Source organism: Burkholderia sp. JPY481, from assembly GCF_038900515.1.
In the GTDB taxonomy this organism is placed as follows: Bacteria; Pseudomonadota; Gammaproteobacteria; order Burkholderiales; family Burkholderiaceae; genus Paraburkholderia; species Paraburkholderia youngii.
In genome coordinates, this window is the sequence record NZ_JAYMRT010000009.1 from 165,227 (window position 1) to 179,046 (window position 13,820).

Genomic DNA, 13,820 nt, shown 5'->3' on the forward strand with positions numbered 1-13,820 from the left:
TGAAACGCGCCTGGCAGACCACGCGCGTTTCACGCTCACCCCTCGCGCCGCTCGGCGACGAGCGCGAGGCTGCGATAGACGAGCCACGGCCCGAGGATCTGCAGCACGAAAATCGAACACATGACGATCGCGCGCAGTTGCGGATCGAAGCTCGGATACAGGTTGTACGTGTCGTCGACGAGCAGGTACGCGAGCGCCGACATCGGTGACAACGACAGGCCGAGTGCGATGCCCTGCTTCAGGTTCAGGCCGCTCGGCTTCGCGAAAGCCAGCACGCCGACCAGTTTCGCGACGAGGCGAGCAACGATCAGGCCCAGCGCCGCGACTCCGCCCAACGCAATGTGCCTCCATTCGAACGACGTCAGCGTCAGCACGAACAGAATCACCGTCAGCAGCCAGCCCGCGGTGCCGAAATGCTGCGGCCACAACTGCGGACGCGCTTCGTGATTCTTCACGATGATGCCCGCGGCGAGCAGCGCGAGAATCGTCGATAGCTTGAACAGATGCGCGACCGCGATCGCGAGCAGCACGAGACCGAACAGCGCGACGAACGAATGCTCGTCGTGCATGTTCAGGCGCCGGTAGAAGAACGTGCAGGTGCGCGCGAGCAGATATGCGAGCACGAGCGAGCCGACCAGCAGGTACAACGGCTGCAGGATCGTTGCGAACACGTTGCCGTATACCTCCTGATGCAGCCAGCTCGATACGAGCTTTTCGATCACGACCGCGTACATGCTGTTCAGCGCGGTCAAGGTCAGAAGACGCTGCGTGACCTGGCCTTCGGCGCGCAGTTCGGTCTTGAGCTGGATCACCATCGCGGGCGATGTCGCCATCGCGATCGCAGCGAGTACGGTCGCGACCATCAGCGGCACGTGCAGGAATAGCAGCACCGGCAGCACCAGCACGAAAGTCAGCGTGGCTTCGGCGACGCTCGACAGAATCAGCCACGGATTACGGCGGATCCAGCGCAGATCGAGCCGGCTGCCCAGTTCGAACAGCAACAGGCCTAGCGCGACGTCGAGCAGCGGCCGCGCGGCGCTCGCGGAATCCGCATCGATCACGCCAAAGCCGGCCCCGCCCGCTATGAGGCCGATCACCGCATAGCCGGAAATGCGCGGTAAGCGCCACGCGCGAAAGCAAAGCTCTCCGCACAGACCAGCGACAAGCAATGCGAGACCTGCCCAAAATATGGCGTCGGGTGAAAGCGGCCACGCTGGCAGAAACGAAAACGCCGAATTCATCGTAATGGGTTCTCCTTGGCAGCAACGGCAGACGACACGAACCGGCGCACACGCACGCCGTGGCACGAGCGAACCGAGAGCGCTCGTTGTCGCAAGCGCTTCGCGAGGTCAGCGTTGCGAGGTTTCAATGATCGGATGATCGGAATGCGCCGCGGCCGCAAAAAACCGCACGGAGTCGGGCACATTCACGGGATGCGGCAGTAGCAACAGGCACGGTGAAGGAACGCCGTCGACCTTGAATCAGATTCTGTTTGACCGGCACCGTTCCATTGCTGCGCGTGCCGTCAGATGCGGTGGCACGACGCGGAAAAGAACCGGGATTGTGCCATAGCTTGTTCCGCGTTAACCGAAAAGACGTTAACTCGCTGGCAAAACGGTAAAAAAGTACGTTATTTTTATACTGAACGGAAAAAGCGACCTTTTTTCGAGGTATCGCGTCAATTTCGACAACGTCGCGAACGGCGAATCCGCTCCCTTGCGTTACGTTCGCGTGTGTGACTTTGGTGTGCGGTTTCGTCCGCGTTTTTTGGTGCTCTCCCCCGGGTTAACGGAGCGCATCGAGTGATCCGTTTACGCGAGCTCGAACGAAATCTTCTAGCCCGATAGGCGGGGCGTTAGCTGCCGTCTTTGCTGTTTACTGGTTTACCGTATGTATACGTAGTAACAGTTAACAAGCTGCCTCGTTTTCTGTGGATAACCCGTGTTTACCGAAATGAATCATCGAGTTGTCGGCCGCATAACCGGATGTACAGCATGTGCGGCGGCGGCCGGTATACGCGAGCAACTTTTCGGACTTTTTCGCGATGTCCCAGTTACCCCGTTTACGTCCACAACGGCTCCACACGACTTGCGCCGGTTAACTGCGCGGTTATCCACAGGGTGCGGTGGATAAGCGGGCGTGTCGGTTAACGTGGTTTACAGCGCGGGCGGAGTTAACCTGCCGGGCGTTAACGCCGCAATGGTCGAAGCCGGTTAACCGATCGTCCCCTGCCGCAACGACCGCAGCAGAAAACGTGCGGGGTCGATGTCTTCGGCGAGACCGCGTTCGAGCGGCCACGGTTCGCCTTCGATCTGTGACGCGATCAATTCAGCGCCGAGCGCGGCCCATACCAGCCCGCGAGAACCATAAGCGAATGCGCCGTATAGACCGTCGACGCGCGGCAGATCGAGCGGCCATGCGCCGCGCAGGCGAGCTGCATCTCGTGCGGCAGCGGCTTCGTCGGCGAACTGGCCGATCATCGGCATGCGGTCCGAGGTCACGCAGCGAAACGCAACGCGTCCGCTGAGCGAGGTCAGCGACGCGTCATCGAGCGCGCTTGCGAACGATGGCAGCATCTGCGCGACGCGCTCGAGATTCTCGCGATGACCATCCGCGCGCAGCGACGTGTCGTGGTCGTCTAGTTCATAGGTCGCGCCTGTCAGCGTGACGCCGTTCGCAAGTGGCACGGCATAGCCCTCGCCGATCACCGGCAGCGCAAGCGCTGCGACGGTGCCCGCCGGCAGCAAGCTCAACTGGCCGCGAATGCTACGGGTCGGCGCATGACGCAAGCCAGCGATGCGCGCAGCTTCATGGGCGCCGGCGACGATTACGACCGGCGCTCGCGCGACCTCCTTTCCCTCGATATCGAAGACGGTCCACTGATCGCCGCAACGTTCGAGCCGCGCGACGTCGACGCCGAAGCGTCGTTCGAGCAAGCCGCCTGCCGATGCGAATTGCGCCGCGCAAAGAGAGGCGGGATCGATCCAGCCGCCGCGCGGAAAGAACCAGCCGCCACGCGCGAGCGGCATGCCGGCGAGTTGTGCTGCATCGGCCGCGGAGACCGGCGTCACGTAGTCGGACGGATAGCGAAACGTGGCGATAGCGTCGCCGATCGCGCGCGCTTCGTCGTCGTCCGCGGCGATCTGGAGCAGGCCACGATCGCCGCGGGCCAGTCGATGCCCTGCGTCTTCGAGTGCGGTCCAACGATTGAGCGCGTACAGAAAGCCCGCTCGCGTGACGCGCGACGCAACGCTGTCGTCGCGCGAAATCATTGGGTGAAATACGCCGGCCGGATTGCCTGACGCATCCTGTGCAACCGACCCATGCCGCTCGAGCGAAGTCACGCGCCACCCGCGTGCCGCAAGCCGCTCGATCACTGCGCAGCCGGCCAGCCCCGCACCGATCACGACAGCGTGTCGTTCATCGTGCCCGTACGGCGCGGGCGGTTCATAACGGCGCACACGCCAGCGCGGCGCGAAGCGGCCGACCAGCATCGCGCGTTTCCAGCCGAAGCCGTCGACCTTGCGATACTCGAAGCCGCATTGCGTCAACGCGCGTTTGACGTCGCCTGCGCTGCTATAGGTGGAGAAGGTCGCGTCATCGCCGGCGACCCGCGCGAGCGCCTTGAAGATCGCCGGGCTCCACAGCTCGGGATTTTTCGCGGGCGCGAAACCGTCGAGATAAAACGCATCGGCACGCAGCCGCAATGCGGGCAGGCTCTCGAGCGCATCGGCGAAGATCAACGTCAGCACGACGCGGCCGCCTTCGAATTCCAGCCGGTGCGTACCGGGCACAAGCATCGGCCATGCGTTCGCGAGCGTGTCCGCGAGTTGGGCGATCAGCGGATCGGAGATCGTCGATGCGTGGACGCGGCGCAGATCGGCGGCGCTAAACGGATGCTTCTCGGTCGACACGAAATGCAGCCGCTCGCAGCGTGCAGGATCGGCGCGCCACGCGGCCCAAGTGACGAGAAAGTTGATGCCGATGCCAAAGCCGGTCTCGAGGACGGTGAAGGTTCGACGGCTCTGCCATCTTTCGGGCAATTCGTTGCCGCGCAAAAAGACGTAGTGAGCCTGCTCGAGCGCGCCGACGGCGCTGTGATAGATGTCGTCGTAGTGCGGTGAGAAGGGGCTGCCGTTGTCGCGGAAAGCGAGGACGGCGGGGATCAACGGATCGGTCATGCGCGACGGGAAAACACGCTCAAAAGATCGCTCGAAAGAGCGGGTTCGATGGTTGGAGTCGGCGCGCGCCGCGCGCGAGTCGCCGCAAAAGACCCATCAGGACGCTTTCAGACGCTTTGCTGCGTTGGCAAAAACCAACGCTAACCCCCGCCAGGACTGGGTTTCAGCCCTCGTTTAGGGGTGTTGAGGGGCGAATTTTCGATTTCCTTGCAAGAACGGCCCGAAAACCGTGCAATTCCTCGAAACCCTTATCCTGATTGGGTTTGCGCTGCGCTATCATAGCAAGCGCCGCGAAGGGAGCGGCAGCACGGCCGCCGAACAGTGTCCTGTCCGGCGTGGGAGATCTTCAGGATCGGGGCCGCAGCTGCTCGACGGCGCGGTGCGCGCACGTATAATCGGCGCGGTCGCGCTGTTCGTATCAACCTAAACTCAGAAAGGAACCTTAATGAACAAACAGGAACTGATCGACGCTGTCGCAGGACAGACGGGCGCCAGCAAGGCTCAAACCGGTGAAACGCTGGACACGTTGCTTGAAGTGATCAAGAAGTCTGTGTCGAAGGGTGAGGCGGTCCAGTTGATCGGCTTCGGTAGCTTTGGTTCGGGCAAGCGCGCAGCGCGTACGGGGCGTAATCCGAAGACCGGCGAAACCATCAAGATCCCGGCTGCCAAGACCGTCAAGTTCACGGCAGGCAAGGCGTTCAAGGACGCAGTCAACAAGCGCTAAGCAGATTGCTGCCGGGCAGTTGACACCCGTGAGAAAAACCCGCCAGTGGCGGGTTTTTTTCGTCCATGCGTGCGGCTCAAATGCGAGGCGTGCTTCGTTCAGTCATGACGATGCGCATTCTTGCCGTGGTCATGTCCGCAATGCTCGCAGTCGTCGCCGTGCCCGTGATGATGGTGGTGATCATGCTCGTCGTCATGATCGTGGTCGTCGAACTCCCATGCAGGGAACGGATCGGGGAACTGCTGCCAGGCTTGCGGCCCGAGCGCGTATTCGTCGTCGGTGAGCAGACAGGCGTCGAACCTCGCGCGCCAGAGGGCGGGGTCGATGTCGACGCCGATCAGCACGAACTCCTGACGACGATCGCCGATGCTCATATCGGCCGGCGCACCGTACCAGTCGGCGGCGATTTCGGCGGCCAACTCGTCGTCGCCTTCCGGCCACTCGCTGCGATCCTGCGCGGCCCACCACATGCCCGCGGGGCCGTGCCGGCAAGCGCCACCGGCCTGCGATAGCGAACCGCCGATATCGTTGCGGGTCGCGAGCCAGAAGAATCCCTTGCTGCGCAGTACACCCTTCCACTCCTGATGCAGCAGCTCCCACAGTCGCTGCGGATGAAACGGCCGGCGTGCGCGATAGACGAAATAGCCGACGCCGTATTCGTCGGCTTCGCTGTGATGCACGTGGCCATCTTGATCGCCGTGCTGATTCTCGTGCTTGTGCTCGAGCGCCGCGAGCCAGCCCTGCGCATTCGACGCTTCGTCGAAATCGAAGCGTCCGGTGTTCAGCACCTGATCGAGCGGCACTTCGGCAAAGCGGCTCACGAGCTGCACCGCACGCGGGTTCAGGCGCGCGAGGATGCGCTGCAAACGCGCGAGTTCGTCCGCGCTGACGAGATCAATCTTGTTCACGACGAGCACGTCACAAAACTCGATCTGCTCGATCAGCAATTCCACGATCATGCGGTCGTCGTCTTCGTCGACCCTGACGCCGCGTTCGGAGAGCGCATCGGCGGACGCGTAATCGCGCAGGAAGTTGAACGCATCGACGATCGTGACCATTGTATCGAGCCGGGCGACTTCGCCGGGCGAGAGGCGGTCGTCGCCATCGAATGTGATGGTTTCGGCAATCGACATAGGCTCGGCGATGCCACTCGATTCGATCACGAGCGCGTCGAAGCGCTTTTCGCCGGCGAGGCGACGGATTTCGCTTTGCAGATCGTCGCGCAGCGTGCAGCAGATGCAGCCATTCTTGAGTTCGACGATCTGCTCGTCGACGCCCGACAGTTCGGCCGCATTACGCATGAGCGTCGGGTCGATATTGGCGTCGCCCAGATCGTCGACGATCACGGCGACGCGCAAACCGGCGCGGTTCGCGAGGATGTGCTTCAGGAGCGTGGTCTTGCCGGCGCCCAGAAAACCGGAGAGCACGGTGATGGGCAATAGCGGCTGGTTCATCGCGGTACGAATACGGGAAGATTGGAAGGCGTGCCGCGCGCGGGGTCAAATCGTCGTCGTCGCTGCGACGGCGCGACAAAAGCACGAAGTCGCATTGTGCATTAAAATGCGTGCGGCTCGTGCGAGCGACAGCGTTGGAATGGCTTACTGCGCGGGCATCAACTTCCAGCTGCGCAGAATCGCAGCGATCTGTTGCGCGTATTTGTCCCGCAACGTGGGCGTCTCCGAGTGGTATGCTCCGACCGCCTGCCAGGTATTGCCGTACTTGTTCATCTGCCGGCGCAGATGCCACGCCGCGATGTAAACGTTCTTGCACGGCTCCATCAGCGTGCCCTGCGAGATCCCGTACTGGGCGAGCACCGGCAGATGCACCGAATTGATCTGCATCACACCGTAGTCGGTCGAGCCATTCGCGTTCTTGTGCTGGGCATCCGGCCGGTTGTGCGACTCCTGCCACGCAATAGCCCGTAAGATCAGCGGATTGACCTTCTGATACTTCGCCGCTTCATCGAAGCAGTCGGCGCGCGCGGAGCCGGCCGCGGCGAGCAGCGCGAGCGTGGCGGCAACGGTGACGAGCGGACGTTTCATCGGTCAATAGGACTAAGCAAACCTGGGGTAAGAATCGGTAAGGCAGTTCGCCGGCCGCGTTTCGGCCGCAACGGCAAGCTGGCCGGGCGTTTGTCGAGCATCGGGGAAAACCCGCGTCAGCAAACACATAACAGTGGGTCGAACGGCTCGTATCATACCGGCAGTCCGACCTTCGTCAAGTTGGCTAACCGACATAAGACCGTACAAAGCCGGGTAATGGCGCGAGTGTACGGTGCTGGCTAGCTTTCATTTTAATAACCGCTCTGCGATCTTCATGAATTCGCATGGGGCCCCTTGTTTTGTTTCAATTCCGACATGAAAAGCTGTTACTGTTCGATTTTTTCGGACCTCGGGACGCCGGAACTCGAAGCGAAACTCGCTTTTAGGGCCGGCTCACAAACCGACCGGGCGGTAGCTTGCCGCCGGGTCCGCATCGCATGACCGTCGGTGGCAGAGGCTGCCGGCATCGATATCACATCCCATGAGAAGAAATTGTATGGCTTTGCGTCGGGTGGCAACGGCGCTGCTGGTGGCTGGACTGATCACCGCGCAAACTGCACACGCGCAGGTGACACTCAACTTCGTCAACGCCGACATCGACCAGGTCGCGAAGGCGATCGGCGCGGCGACCGGCAAGACGATCATCGTCGATCCGCGGGTGAAGGGGCAACTGAACCTCGTGTCCGAAAATTCGGTGCCTCAGGATCAGGCGCTCAAAACCCTGCAGTCCGCGCTGCGCATGCAGGGTTTCGCGCTCGTGCAGGATCATGGCGTGCTGAAAGTGGTGCCCGAGGCCGACGCCAAGCTGCAAGGCGTGCCGACCTACGTCGGCAACGCGCCGACGGCGCGCGGCGACCAGGTCATCACGCAGGTCTTCACGCTGAGGAATGAGTCGGCCAACAATTTGCTGCCGGTACTGCGTCCGCTGATCTCGCCGAACAACACGGTCGCGGCCTACCCCTCCAACAATACGATCGTCGTCACCGACTACGCAGACAACGTGCGGCGCATCGCCCAGATCATCGCGGGTGTCGATAGCGCGGCCGGCCAGGCGGTTGCAGTCGTGCCGCTGAAGAACGCGAATGCGATCGACATCGCGCAGCAGATGAACAAGATGCTCGATCCGGGCTCGATCGGCAGCACGGACGCGACGCTCAAGGTGTCGATCTCGTCCGATCCGCGCACCAACTCGCTGCTGATGCGCGCGTCGAACACAGCACGCCTCGCGGCGGCCAAGGAACTCGCGAAGCAGCTCGACATGCCGACCACGATGCCGGGCAACATCCACGTCGTGCCGCTACGCAATGCCGACGCGACGAAGCTCGCGCGCACGCTGCGCAGCATGCTCGGCAAGGGCGGCGGCGAGGGTTCGTCAGGCGGCGCGAACGAGGCCAACTCGTTCAACCAGAACACGAGCGGCGGCGGCGGTGGTGGTGGCGGTGGCGGTCTGTCGAACAGCGGCTATTCGACGGGCTCGTCGGGTACGCCGCCGTTGCCGTCGGGCGGCCTCGGCGGCGGCTCGATGAACTCGCCGATGGGCGGCGGCGCTTCGGGCTCGAACAGTAATACCGGCGGCTTTCTCGGCGGCGACAAGGAAAAGAGCGAGGATCAGGGCGGCGGCATGATTACCGCCGATCCCGCGACCAACTCGCTGATCATCACCGCGCCCGAAGCGACGTACCGCAACTTGCGCGCGGTGATCGACCAGCTCGATGCGCGTCGCGCGCAGGTGTATATCGAGGCACTGATCGTCGAGTTGAACTCGAATACGAGCGGCAACCTCGGCATTCAGTGGCAGGTCGCGAACGGCAACCTGTTTGCCGGTACCAACCTGGCGACTGGCTCGGGCAACAGCATCATCAACCTGACGGCCGCGGCGGCCGCGGCTGGTTCGACCGGCGGTCTCGCGACGGCGCTAGGCAGCCAGGCCCTGCAACAAGGCTTGAACGTCGGCTGGATCCACAACATCTTCGGCGTGCAGGGTCTCGGCGCACTGCTGCAGGCGCTGTCGCAGACCGCAGACGCGAACGTGCTGTCCACGCCGAACCTGATCACGCTCGACAACGAAGAGGCGAAGATCATCGTCGGTACCAACGTGCCGATCCAGACCGGTTCGTACTCGAACCTGACGAGCGGCACGACGAGCGCGGCGTTCAACACGTTCGACCGGGTCGACGTCGGTCTGACGCTGCACGTGAAGCCGCAGATTACCGACGGCGGCATCCTGAAGCTGCTGCTCTACACGGAAGATTCGGCGATCGTGAACGGCACGAACAACGCGGCGACGAACCCGGCGGGCCCGGAATTCACGAAGCGTTCGATCCAGTCGACCGTGCTGTGCGATAACGGCGAGATCATCGTGCTCGGCGGCCTGATGCAGGACAACTACCAGGTCAGCAACAGCAAGGTGCCGCTGCTTGGCGACATTCCCTGGCTGGGCCAGCTGTTCCGCTCCGAGCAGAAGACGCGCAACAAGACTAACCTGATGGTGTTCCTGCGCCCGGTCATTCTCGCCGACCGCGACACCACGCAGGCCGTCACGGCAAACCGCTACGACTACATCCAGGGTGTGCAGGGCGCGTACCGTCAGGACAACAACATCATGAGGGATCGCGACGATCCGGTCGTGCCGCCGATGCCGCTCGGCCCGAGCCAGGGCGGGGTGCCGGCGATGAACCTGTTCGACCTGAACCAGATGCGCCGCCAGCAGATGATGCCGCAGCAGGCACCGCAACAGGTTCCTCAACAGGTACCGCCGCAGGCCGTGCCGCAAGCTGGCGCGCAGACCACGATCCAACCCGTGCCGCAGACGATGCCGCAAACCATGCCGCAACCGGCCGTCGTCGAGCCGGCAAGCGGCCCGGTGTCGAGCACGGTGTCGCCGGGAGCGCGTCCGTGACGCAGATGCCCGCGCAAACCGCGCCTTCGCAACGTCCGCTGAACGGCGATGCCGCGGCCGGCGAGCGCGCGGCACCCTCCCCGCTTGCCGCCCGGCTCGTGCCATACGGTTTTGCGCGCAGCGGCCAGATCCTGGTCGCGCATCAGCATGCCGATAGCCTCGAAGTCTGGATCAGCGAGCGCACGAGCGAAGCCGCGCTTGCCGAAATCGCGCGCAACTACGGCGTGGTGTCGGTCGTGCGCGTGCCCGCCGACGATCTCGCGCAGGCGATCAACCAGGCCTATGCGCGCCAGGACGGCAGCGCCGCGCAGGTGGTCGGCGAAGTCGAAGGCGAAGTCGATCTGTCGCGGCTGATGCAGGACATCCCCGAGGTCGAGGATCTGCTCGAATCGGAAGACGACGCGCCGATCATCCGTATGATCAACGCGCTGCTCACGCAAGCCGCACGCGAGCAGGCATCGGATATTCATATCGAGCCGTTCGAGAATGCGTCGGTGGTGCGTTTTCGCGTCGACGGCACGCTGCGCGACGTGGTGCGGCCTAAAAAAGCGCTGCACGGCGCGCTGATCTCGCGGATCAAGATCATGGCGCAGCTCGACATCGCGGAAAAACGTTTGCCGCAGGACGGCCGCATCACGCTGCGCGTCGGCGGTCGTCCGGTCGACGTGCGGGTATCGACGCTGCCCACCGGCCACGGCGAGCGCGCGGTGCTTCGTCTGCTCGAAAAAGACGCGGCGCGGCTCAATCTCGAAGCGCTCGGCATGGCATCCGACACGCTCCGCCAGTTCGACAAGCTGATCGGCAAGCCGCACGGCATCGTGCTCGTGACGGGTCCGACCGGCTCAGGCAAGACGACGACGCTATATGCGTCGATGTCGCGACTGGAGACGGCAACCACCAACATCATGACGGTGGAAGACCCGATCGAATACGACCTGTCCGGCATCGGCCAGACCCAGGTCAACGAGCGGATCGGCATGAGCTTCGCGCGCGCATTGCGCTCGATTCTGCGTCAGGACCCGGACATCATCATGATCGGTGAAATCCGCGACCTCGAAACCGCGCAAATCGCGGTGCAGGCGTCGCTGACCGGCCACCTGGTGCTCGCGACGCTGCACACGAACGACGCGGCATCGGCCGTCACGCGTCTGACCGACATGGGCGTCGAGCCGTATCTGCTCGCCTCGTCGCTGCTCGGCGTGCTCGCGCAGCGGCTGGTGCGGCGACTGTGCCCGGTGTGCCGCGAAGAGCGCACCGAGGAAGACGGTAGCAAGCGCTGGCATCCGGTCGGCTGCGACCGTTGTGGGCAATCCGGTTACGCGGGACGGCGCGGCGTCTACGAGCTGCTGCTGATCGACGAAACGATCCGCTCGCTGATCCACCGCAACGCGGCCGATGCCGAAATTCTCGAAGCGGGCCGCGCCCAGGGCATGCGCACGCTGCGCGAGGATTCGGAGCGCTGGCTCGCATCGGGACTGACGTCCCTCGAAGAAGTGATTCGCGTGACGGGCGGAGCATAAGCGCATGCCGGCATTCCGTTTTGAAGCGATCGACGCGGCGGGCAAGGCACAAAAAGGGGTGCTCGACGCCGACAGTGCACGCGGCGCGCGCACCAACCTGCGCTCGCAGGGACTCACGCCGCTGGTCGTCGAACCGGCGGCGTCGCGCACGCGCGGCGAGCGCAATCAGCGGCTCGCGCTCGGGCGTCGTCTGTCGCAGCGCGAGCAGGCCATTCTGACGCGGCAGCTCGCGAGTCTGCTGATCGCGGGCCTGCCGCTCGACGAAGCGCTCTCGGTGCTGACCGAGCAGTCGGAGCGCGACTACATCCGCGAGCTGATGGCGGCGATTCGCGCCGAAGTGCTCGGCGGTCATTCGCTTGCCAACGCGCTGCAGCAGCATCCGAAGGATTTCCCCGAGATCTACCGGGCGCTCGTCGCGGCCGGCGAACACACGGGCAAGCTCGGCCTGGTGCTGTCGCGGCTCGCCGATTACATCGAGCAGCGCAATGCTTTGAAGCAGAAAATCGTGCTGGCGTTCACGTATCCGACGATCGTCACGATCATCGCGTTCGGCATCGTCACGTTCCTGCTCAGCTATGTGGTGCCGCAGGTGGTCAACGTGTTCGCGAGCACCAAGCAGCAACTGCCGTTTCTGACGATCGTGATGATGGCGCTGTCCGGTTTCGTGCGCCACTGGTGGTGGGCGATGCTGATCGGCGTGATCGTGGTCGTCTATCTGGTGCGCGCGACGCTCCGGCAACCGGGGCCGCGTCTCGCCTTCGACCGCTGGCTGCTGACCGCGCCGCTGCTCGGCAAGCTGGTGCGCGGCTATAACACCGTGCGCTTCGCCAGCACGCTCGGCATTCTGACCGCGGCGGGCGTGCCGATTCTGCGCGCGTTGCAGGCCGCAGCCGATACGCTCAGCAACAACGCAATGCGCGAGAACATCGACGATGCGATCGTGCGGGTGCGCGAAGGCACGTCGCTGTCGCGCGCGCTCGGCAACACGAAGACGTTTCCGCCGGTGCTCGTGCACCTGATCCGCTCGGGTGAAGCGACCGGCGACGTGACGACGATGCTCGATCGCGCAGCCGACGGCGAAGCGCGCGAGCTGGAGCGCCGCACGATGTTCCTGACGAGCCTGCTCGAGCCGCTGCTGATTCTGGCGATGGGGGGTGTGGTGCTCGTGATCGTGCTTGCGGTGATGCTGCCGATCATCGAACTGAACAACCTCGTGCAGTAGCGGTGGCCGTACCGCGAGGAAGGAAAAGAAAGGATTTGCGCGGCATGCCGTATCAGCCGCGCAACCGCTTCAGGTTTCAGCGCACGTAAATGGTGGGACCGCTGGAGTTGGCGGGCAGGAAGATTTCCGAGTGGGCGCCGTTGCGGTCGATGATGATCGAGCGGGCGCGAACTTCGGAGAGCCTGGTGCCTTGCATCAGCGTGCTGCCGAGCGACACCGCGTGCGGCGGCTCGCCACCGACGCTGACGATCGCCGCGGCGCCTTCGCTCAACGCGAGGATGCCGAACAGATGGATGTCCTGATTGACGTTGCGCGTGAGCTGTCCGCCGAACAGCGTCGCGGCCTGCTCGGTCGAGACCTGCGCGTGTGCGGCGGCAGCCGGTAGCGGCGCGCCGGACATCGTGGTGAGCGTGATGACCCAGTACGTGAGCGTCGCGCAGAAAACGGCGAACAGCGCGAGCGACAGGAGGCGGATTTGGATGGCGTTCATGCGCACATTGTACGGACTATTGTGAAAATTGCGGTGGGTTGAAAGCCTTCAACTACATGACATTAAAATGACCGGCCCGGCGTATTCAATCTGACAACCCGAGCCAAAAATTTCATCTGAAAAGAGGTAGCAAGCTATGCAACTGTCGACCATTCGCCGCGCTGACAACGCGGGTTCACGCGGCCGCCGTCAACGCGGTTTCACGCTGATCGAAATCATGGTCGTGATCGCGATTCTCGGCATTCTCGCCGCGCTGATCGTGCCGAAGATCATGAGCCGTCCGGACGAAGCGCGGCGCGTCGCCGCGAAGCAGGATATCGGCACCGTGATGCAGGCGTTGAAGCTCTATCGTCTCGACAACGGCCGCTATCCGACCCAGGAGCAAGGCCTGCGCGCGCTCATCGAAAAACCGTCCACCGACCCGGTGCCGAACAACTGGAAGGACGGCGGCTATCTCGAGCGTCTGCCGAACGATCCGTGGGGCAACGCGTATCAGTATCTGAATCCGGGCGTGCACGGTGAGATCGATGTATTTAGCTATGGCGCCGATGGCAAACCGGGCGGCGAAGGCAACGATTCCGACGTCGGGTCCTGGCAATAAGCACGCTGAACAGAGCATCCGCCAGGCTCGATGATGTTCACGCACGCACCCTCGTTGGCACAGGGTTGGCCGCTGGTCTCACCGGGCGCCCTGCCCGCCACGCCGCAATTTGCATGGCGCGACGAAGCGCGCGTGTTTCAC

10 protein-coding genes are annotated in these 13,820 nt (G+C 63.4%); 5 read left to right on the plus strand and 5 right to left on the minus strand.

Annotated features, from left to right (window positions below; genetic code table 11):
* Nucleotides 1-35: 35 nt before the first annotated feature.
* Nucleotides 36-1,241, minus strand: a complete 1,206-nt coding sequence (locus VSR82_RS22095) for a cation:proton antiporter (RefSeq protein ID WP_368584850.1) — start codon at nt 1,239-1,241, stop codon at nt 36-38.
* A gap of 972 nt (nt 1,242-2,213) precedes the next feature.
* Nucleotides 2,214-4,181: a bifunctional tRNA (5-methylaminomethyl-2-thiouridine)(34)-methyltransferase MnmC2/FAD-dependent 5-carboxymethylaminomethyl-2-thiouridine(34) oxidoreductase MnmC1 gene (mnmC, locus tag VSR82_RS22100; RefSeq protein ID WP_368584849.1), complete on the minus strand. Its 1,968-nt coding sequence runs from the start codon at nt 4,179-4,181 to the stop codon at nt 2,214-2,216.
* 445 nt (nt 4,182-4,626) lie between these two features.
* On the opposite strand from mnmC, the gene VSR82_RS22105 reads away from it, so the two are divergent.
* Nucleotides 4,627-4,905: an HU family DNA-binding protein gene (locus tag VSR82_RS22105; RefSeq protein WP_013090989.1), complete on the plus strand. Its 279-nt coding sequence runs from the start codon at nt 4,627-4,629 to the stop codon at nt 4,903-4,905.
* A gap of 98 nt (nt 4,906-5,003) precedes the next feature.
* Here VSR82_RS22105 and VSR82_RS22110 read toward each other — a convergent pair whose 3' ends face one another.
* Complete coding sequence (locus VSR82_RS22110; RefSeq protein ID WP_429461472.1) at nt 5,004-6,359, minus strand: GTP-binding protein; 1,356 nt, start codon at nt 6,357-6,359, stop codon at nt 5,004-5,006.
* Between the two features lie 144 nt (nt 6,360-6,503).
* Nucleotides 6,504-6,947, minus strand: a complete 444-nt coding sequence (locus VSR82_RS22115; protein ID WP_013090991.1) for a lytic transglycosylase domain-containing protein — start codon at nt 6,945-6,947, stop codon at nt 6,504-6,506.
* Nucleotides 6,948-7,443: 496 nt separating this feature from the next.
* Here VSR82_RS22115 and gspD point away from each other — a divergent pair, with 496 nt between their 5' ends.
* The 3 genes from gspD to gspF are packed head-to-tail and all read left to right on the plus strand — an operon-like array spanning nt 7,444 to nt 12,588.
* Nucleotides 7,444-9,846 (plus strand): type II secretion system secretin GspD, encoded by a 2,403-nt coding sequence (gene gspD, locus VSR82_RS22120; RefSeq protein ID WP_429461474.1) that lies wholly within the window; start codon nt 7,444-7,446, stop codon nt 9,844-9,846.
* A gap of 5 nt (nt 9,847-9,851) precedes the next feature.
* A complete protein-coding gene (gene gspE, locus VSR82_RS22125; RefSeq protein ID WP_368624141.1) occupies nt 9,852-11,366 on the plus strand; it encodes a type II secretion system ATPase GspE in 1,515 nt (504 codons plus the stop codon).
* 4 nt (nt 11,367-11,370) lie between these two features.
* Complete coding sequence (gspF, locus tag VSR82_RS22130; RefSeq protein WP_176380597.1) at nt 11,371-12,588, plus strand: type II secretion system inner membrane protein GspF; 1,218 nt, start codon at nt 11,371-11,373, stop codon at nt 12,586-12,588.
* A gap of 76 nt (nt 12,589-12,664) precedes the next feature.
* On the opposite strand, the gene VSR82_RS22135 is transcribed toward gspF, so the two are convergent.
* Nucleotides 12,665-13,078, minus strand: coding sequence for a type II secretion system protein N (locus VSR82_RS22135; protein WP_429461477.1), 414 nt, complete (start codon nt 13,076-13,078; stop codon nt 12,665-12,667).
* A 136-nt stretch (nt 13,079-13,214) separates the two neighbouring features.
* Between VSR82_RS22135 and gspG the strand changes: the two genes are divergently transcribed.
* Entirely contained in the window at nt 13,215-13,679 is a 465-nt protein-coding gene (gene gspG, locus VSR82_RS22140; RefSeq protein WP_013090996.1) for a type II secretion system major pseudopilin GspG, read from the plus strand.
* The last annotated feature ends 141 nt before the right edge of the window (nt 13,680-13,820 follow it).

Bases quoted from the DNA above. Each gene is read 5' to 3' on its own strand.
- VSR82_RS22095 (WP_368584850.1), bottom strand. From the start codon at position 1,241: ATGAATTCGGCGTTTTCGTTTCTGCCAGCGTGGCCGCTTTCACCCGAC.
- mnmC (WP_368584849.1), bottom strand. From the start codon at position 4,181: ATGACCGATCCGTTGATCCCCGCCGTCCTCGCTTTCCGCGACAACGGC.
- VSR82_RS22105 (WP_013090989.1), top strand. From the start codon at position 4,627: ATGAACAAACAGGAACTGATCGACGCTGTCGCAGGACAGACGGGCGCC.
- VSR82_RS22110 (WP_429461472.1), bottom strand. From the start codon at position 6,359: ATGAACCAGCCGCTATTGCCCATCACCGTGCTCTCCGGTTTTCTGGGC.
- VSR82_RS22115 (WP_013090991.1), bottom strand. From the start codon at position 6,947: ATGAAACGTCCGCTCGTCACCGTTGCCGCCACGCTCGCGCTGCTCGCC.
- gspD (WP_429461474.1), top strand. From the start codon at position 7,444: ATGGCTTTGCGTCGGGTGGCAACGGCGCTGCTGGTGGCTGGACTGATC.
- gspE (WP_368624141.1), top strand. From the start codon at position 9,852: ATGCCCGCGCAAACCGCGCCTTCGCAACGTCCGCTGAACGGCGATGCC.
- gspF (WP_176380597.1), top strand. From the start codon at position 11,371: ATGCCGGCATTCCGTTTTGAAGCGATCGACGCGGCGGGCAAGGCACAA.
- VSR82_RS22135 (WP_429461477.1), bottom strand. From the start codon at position 13,078: ATGAACGCCATCCAAATCCGCCTCCTGTCGCTCGCGCTGTTCGCCGTT.
- gspG (WP_013090996.1), top strand. From the start codon at position 13,215: ATGCAACTGTCGACCATTCGCCGCGCTGACAACGCGGGTTCACGCGGC.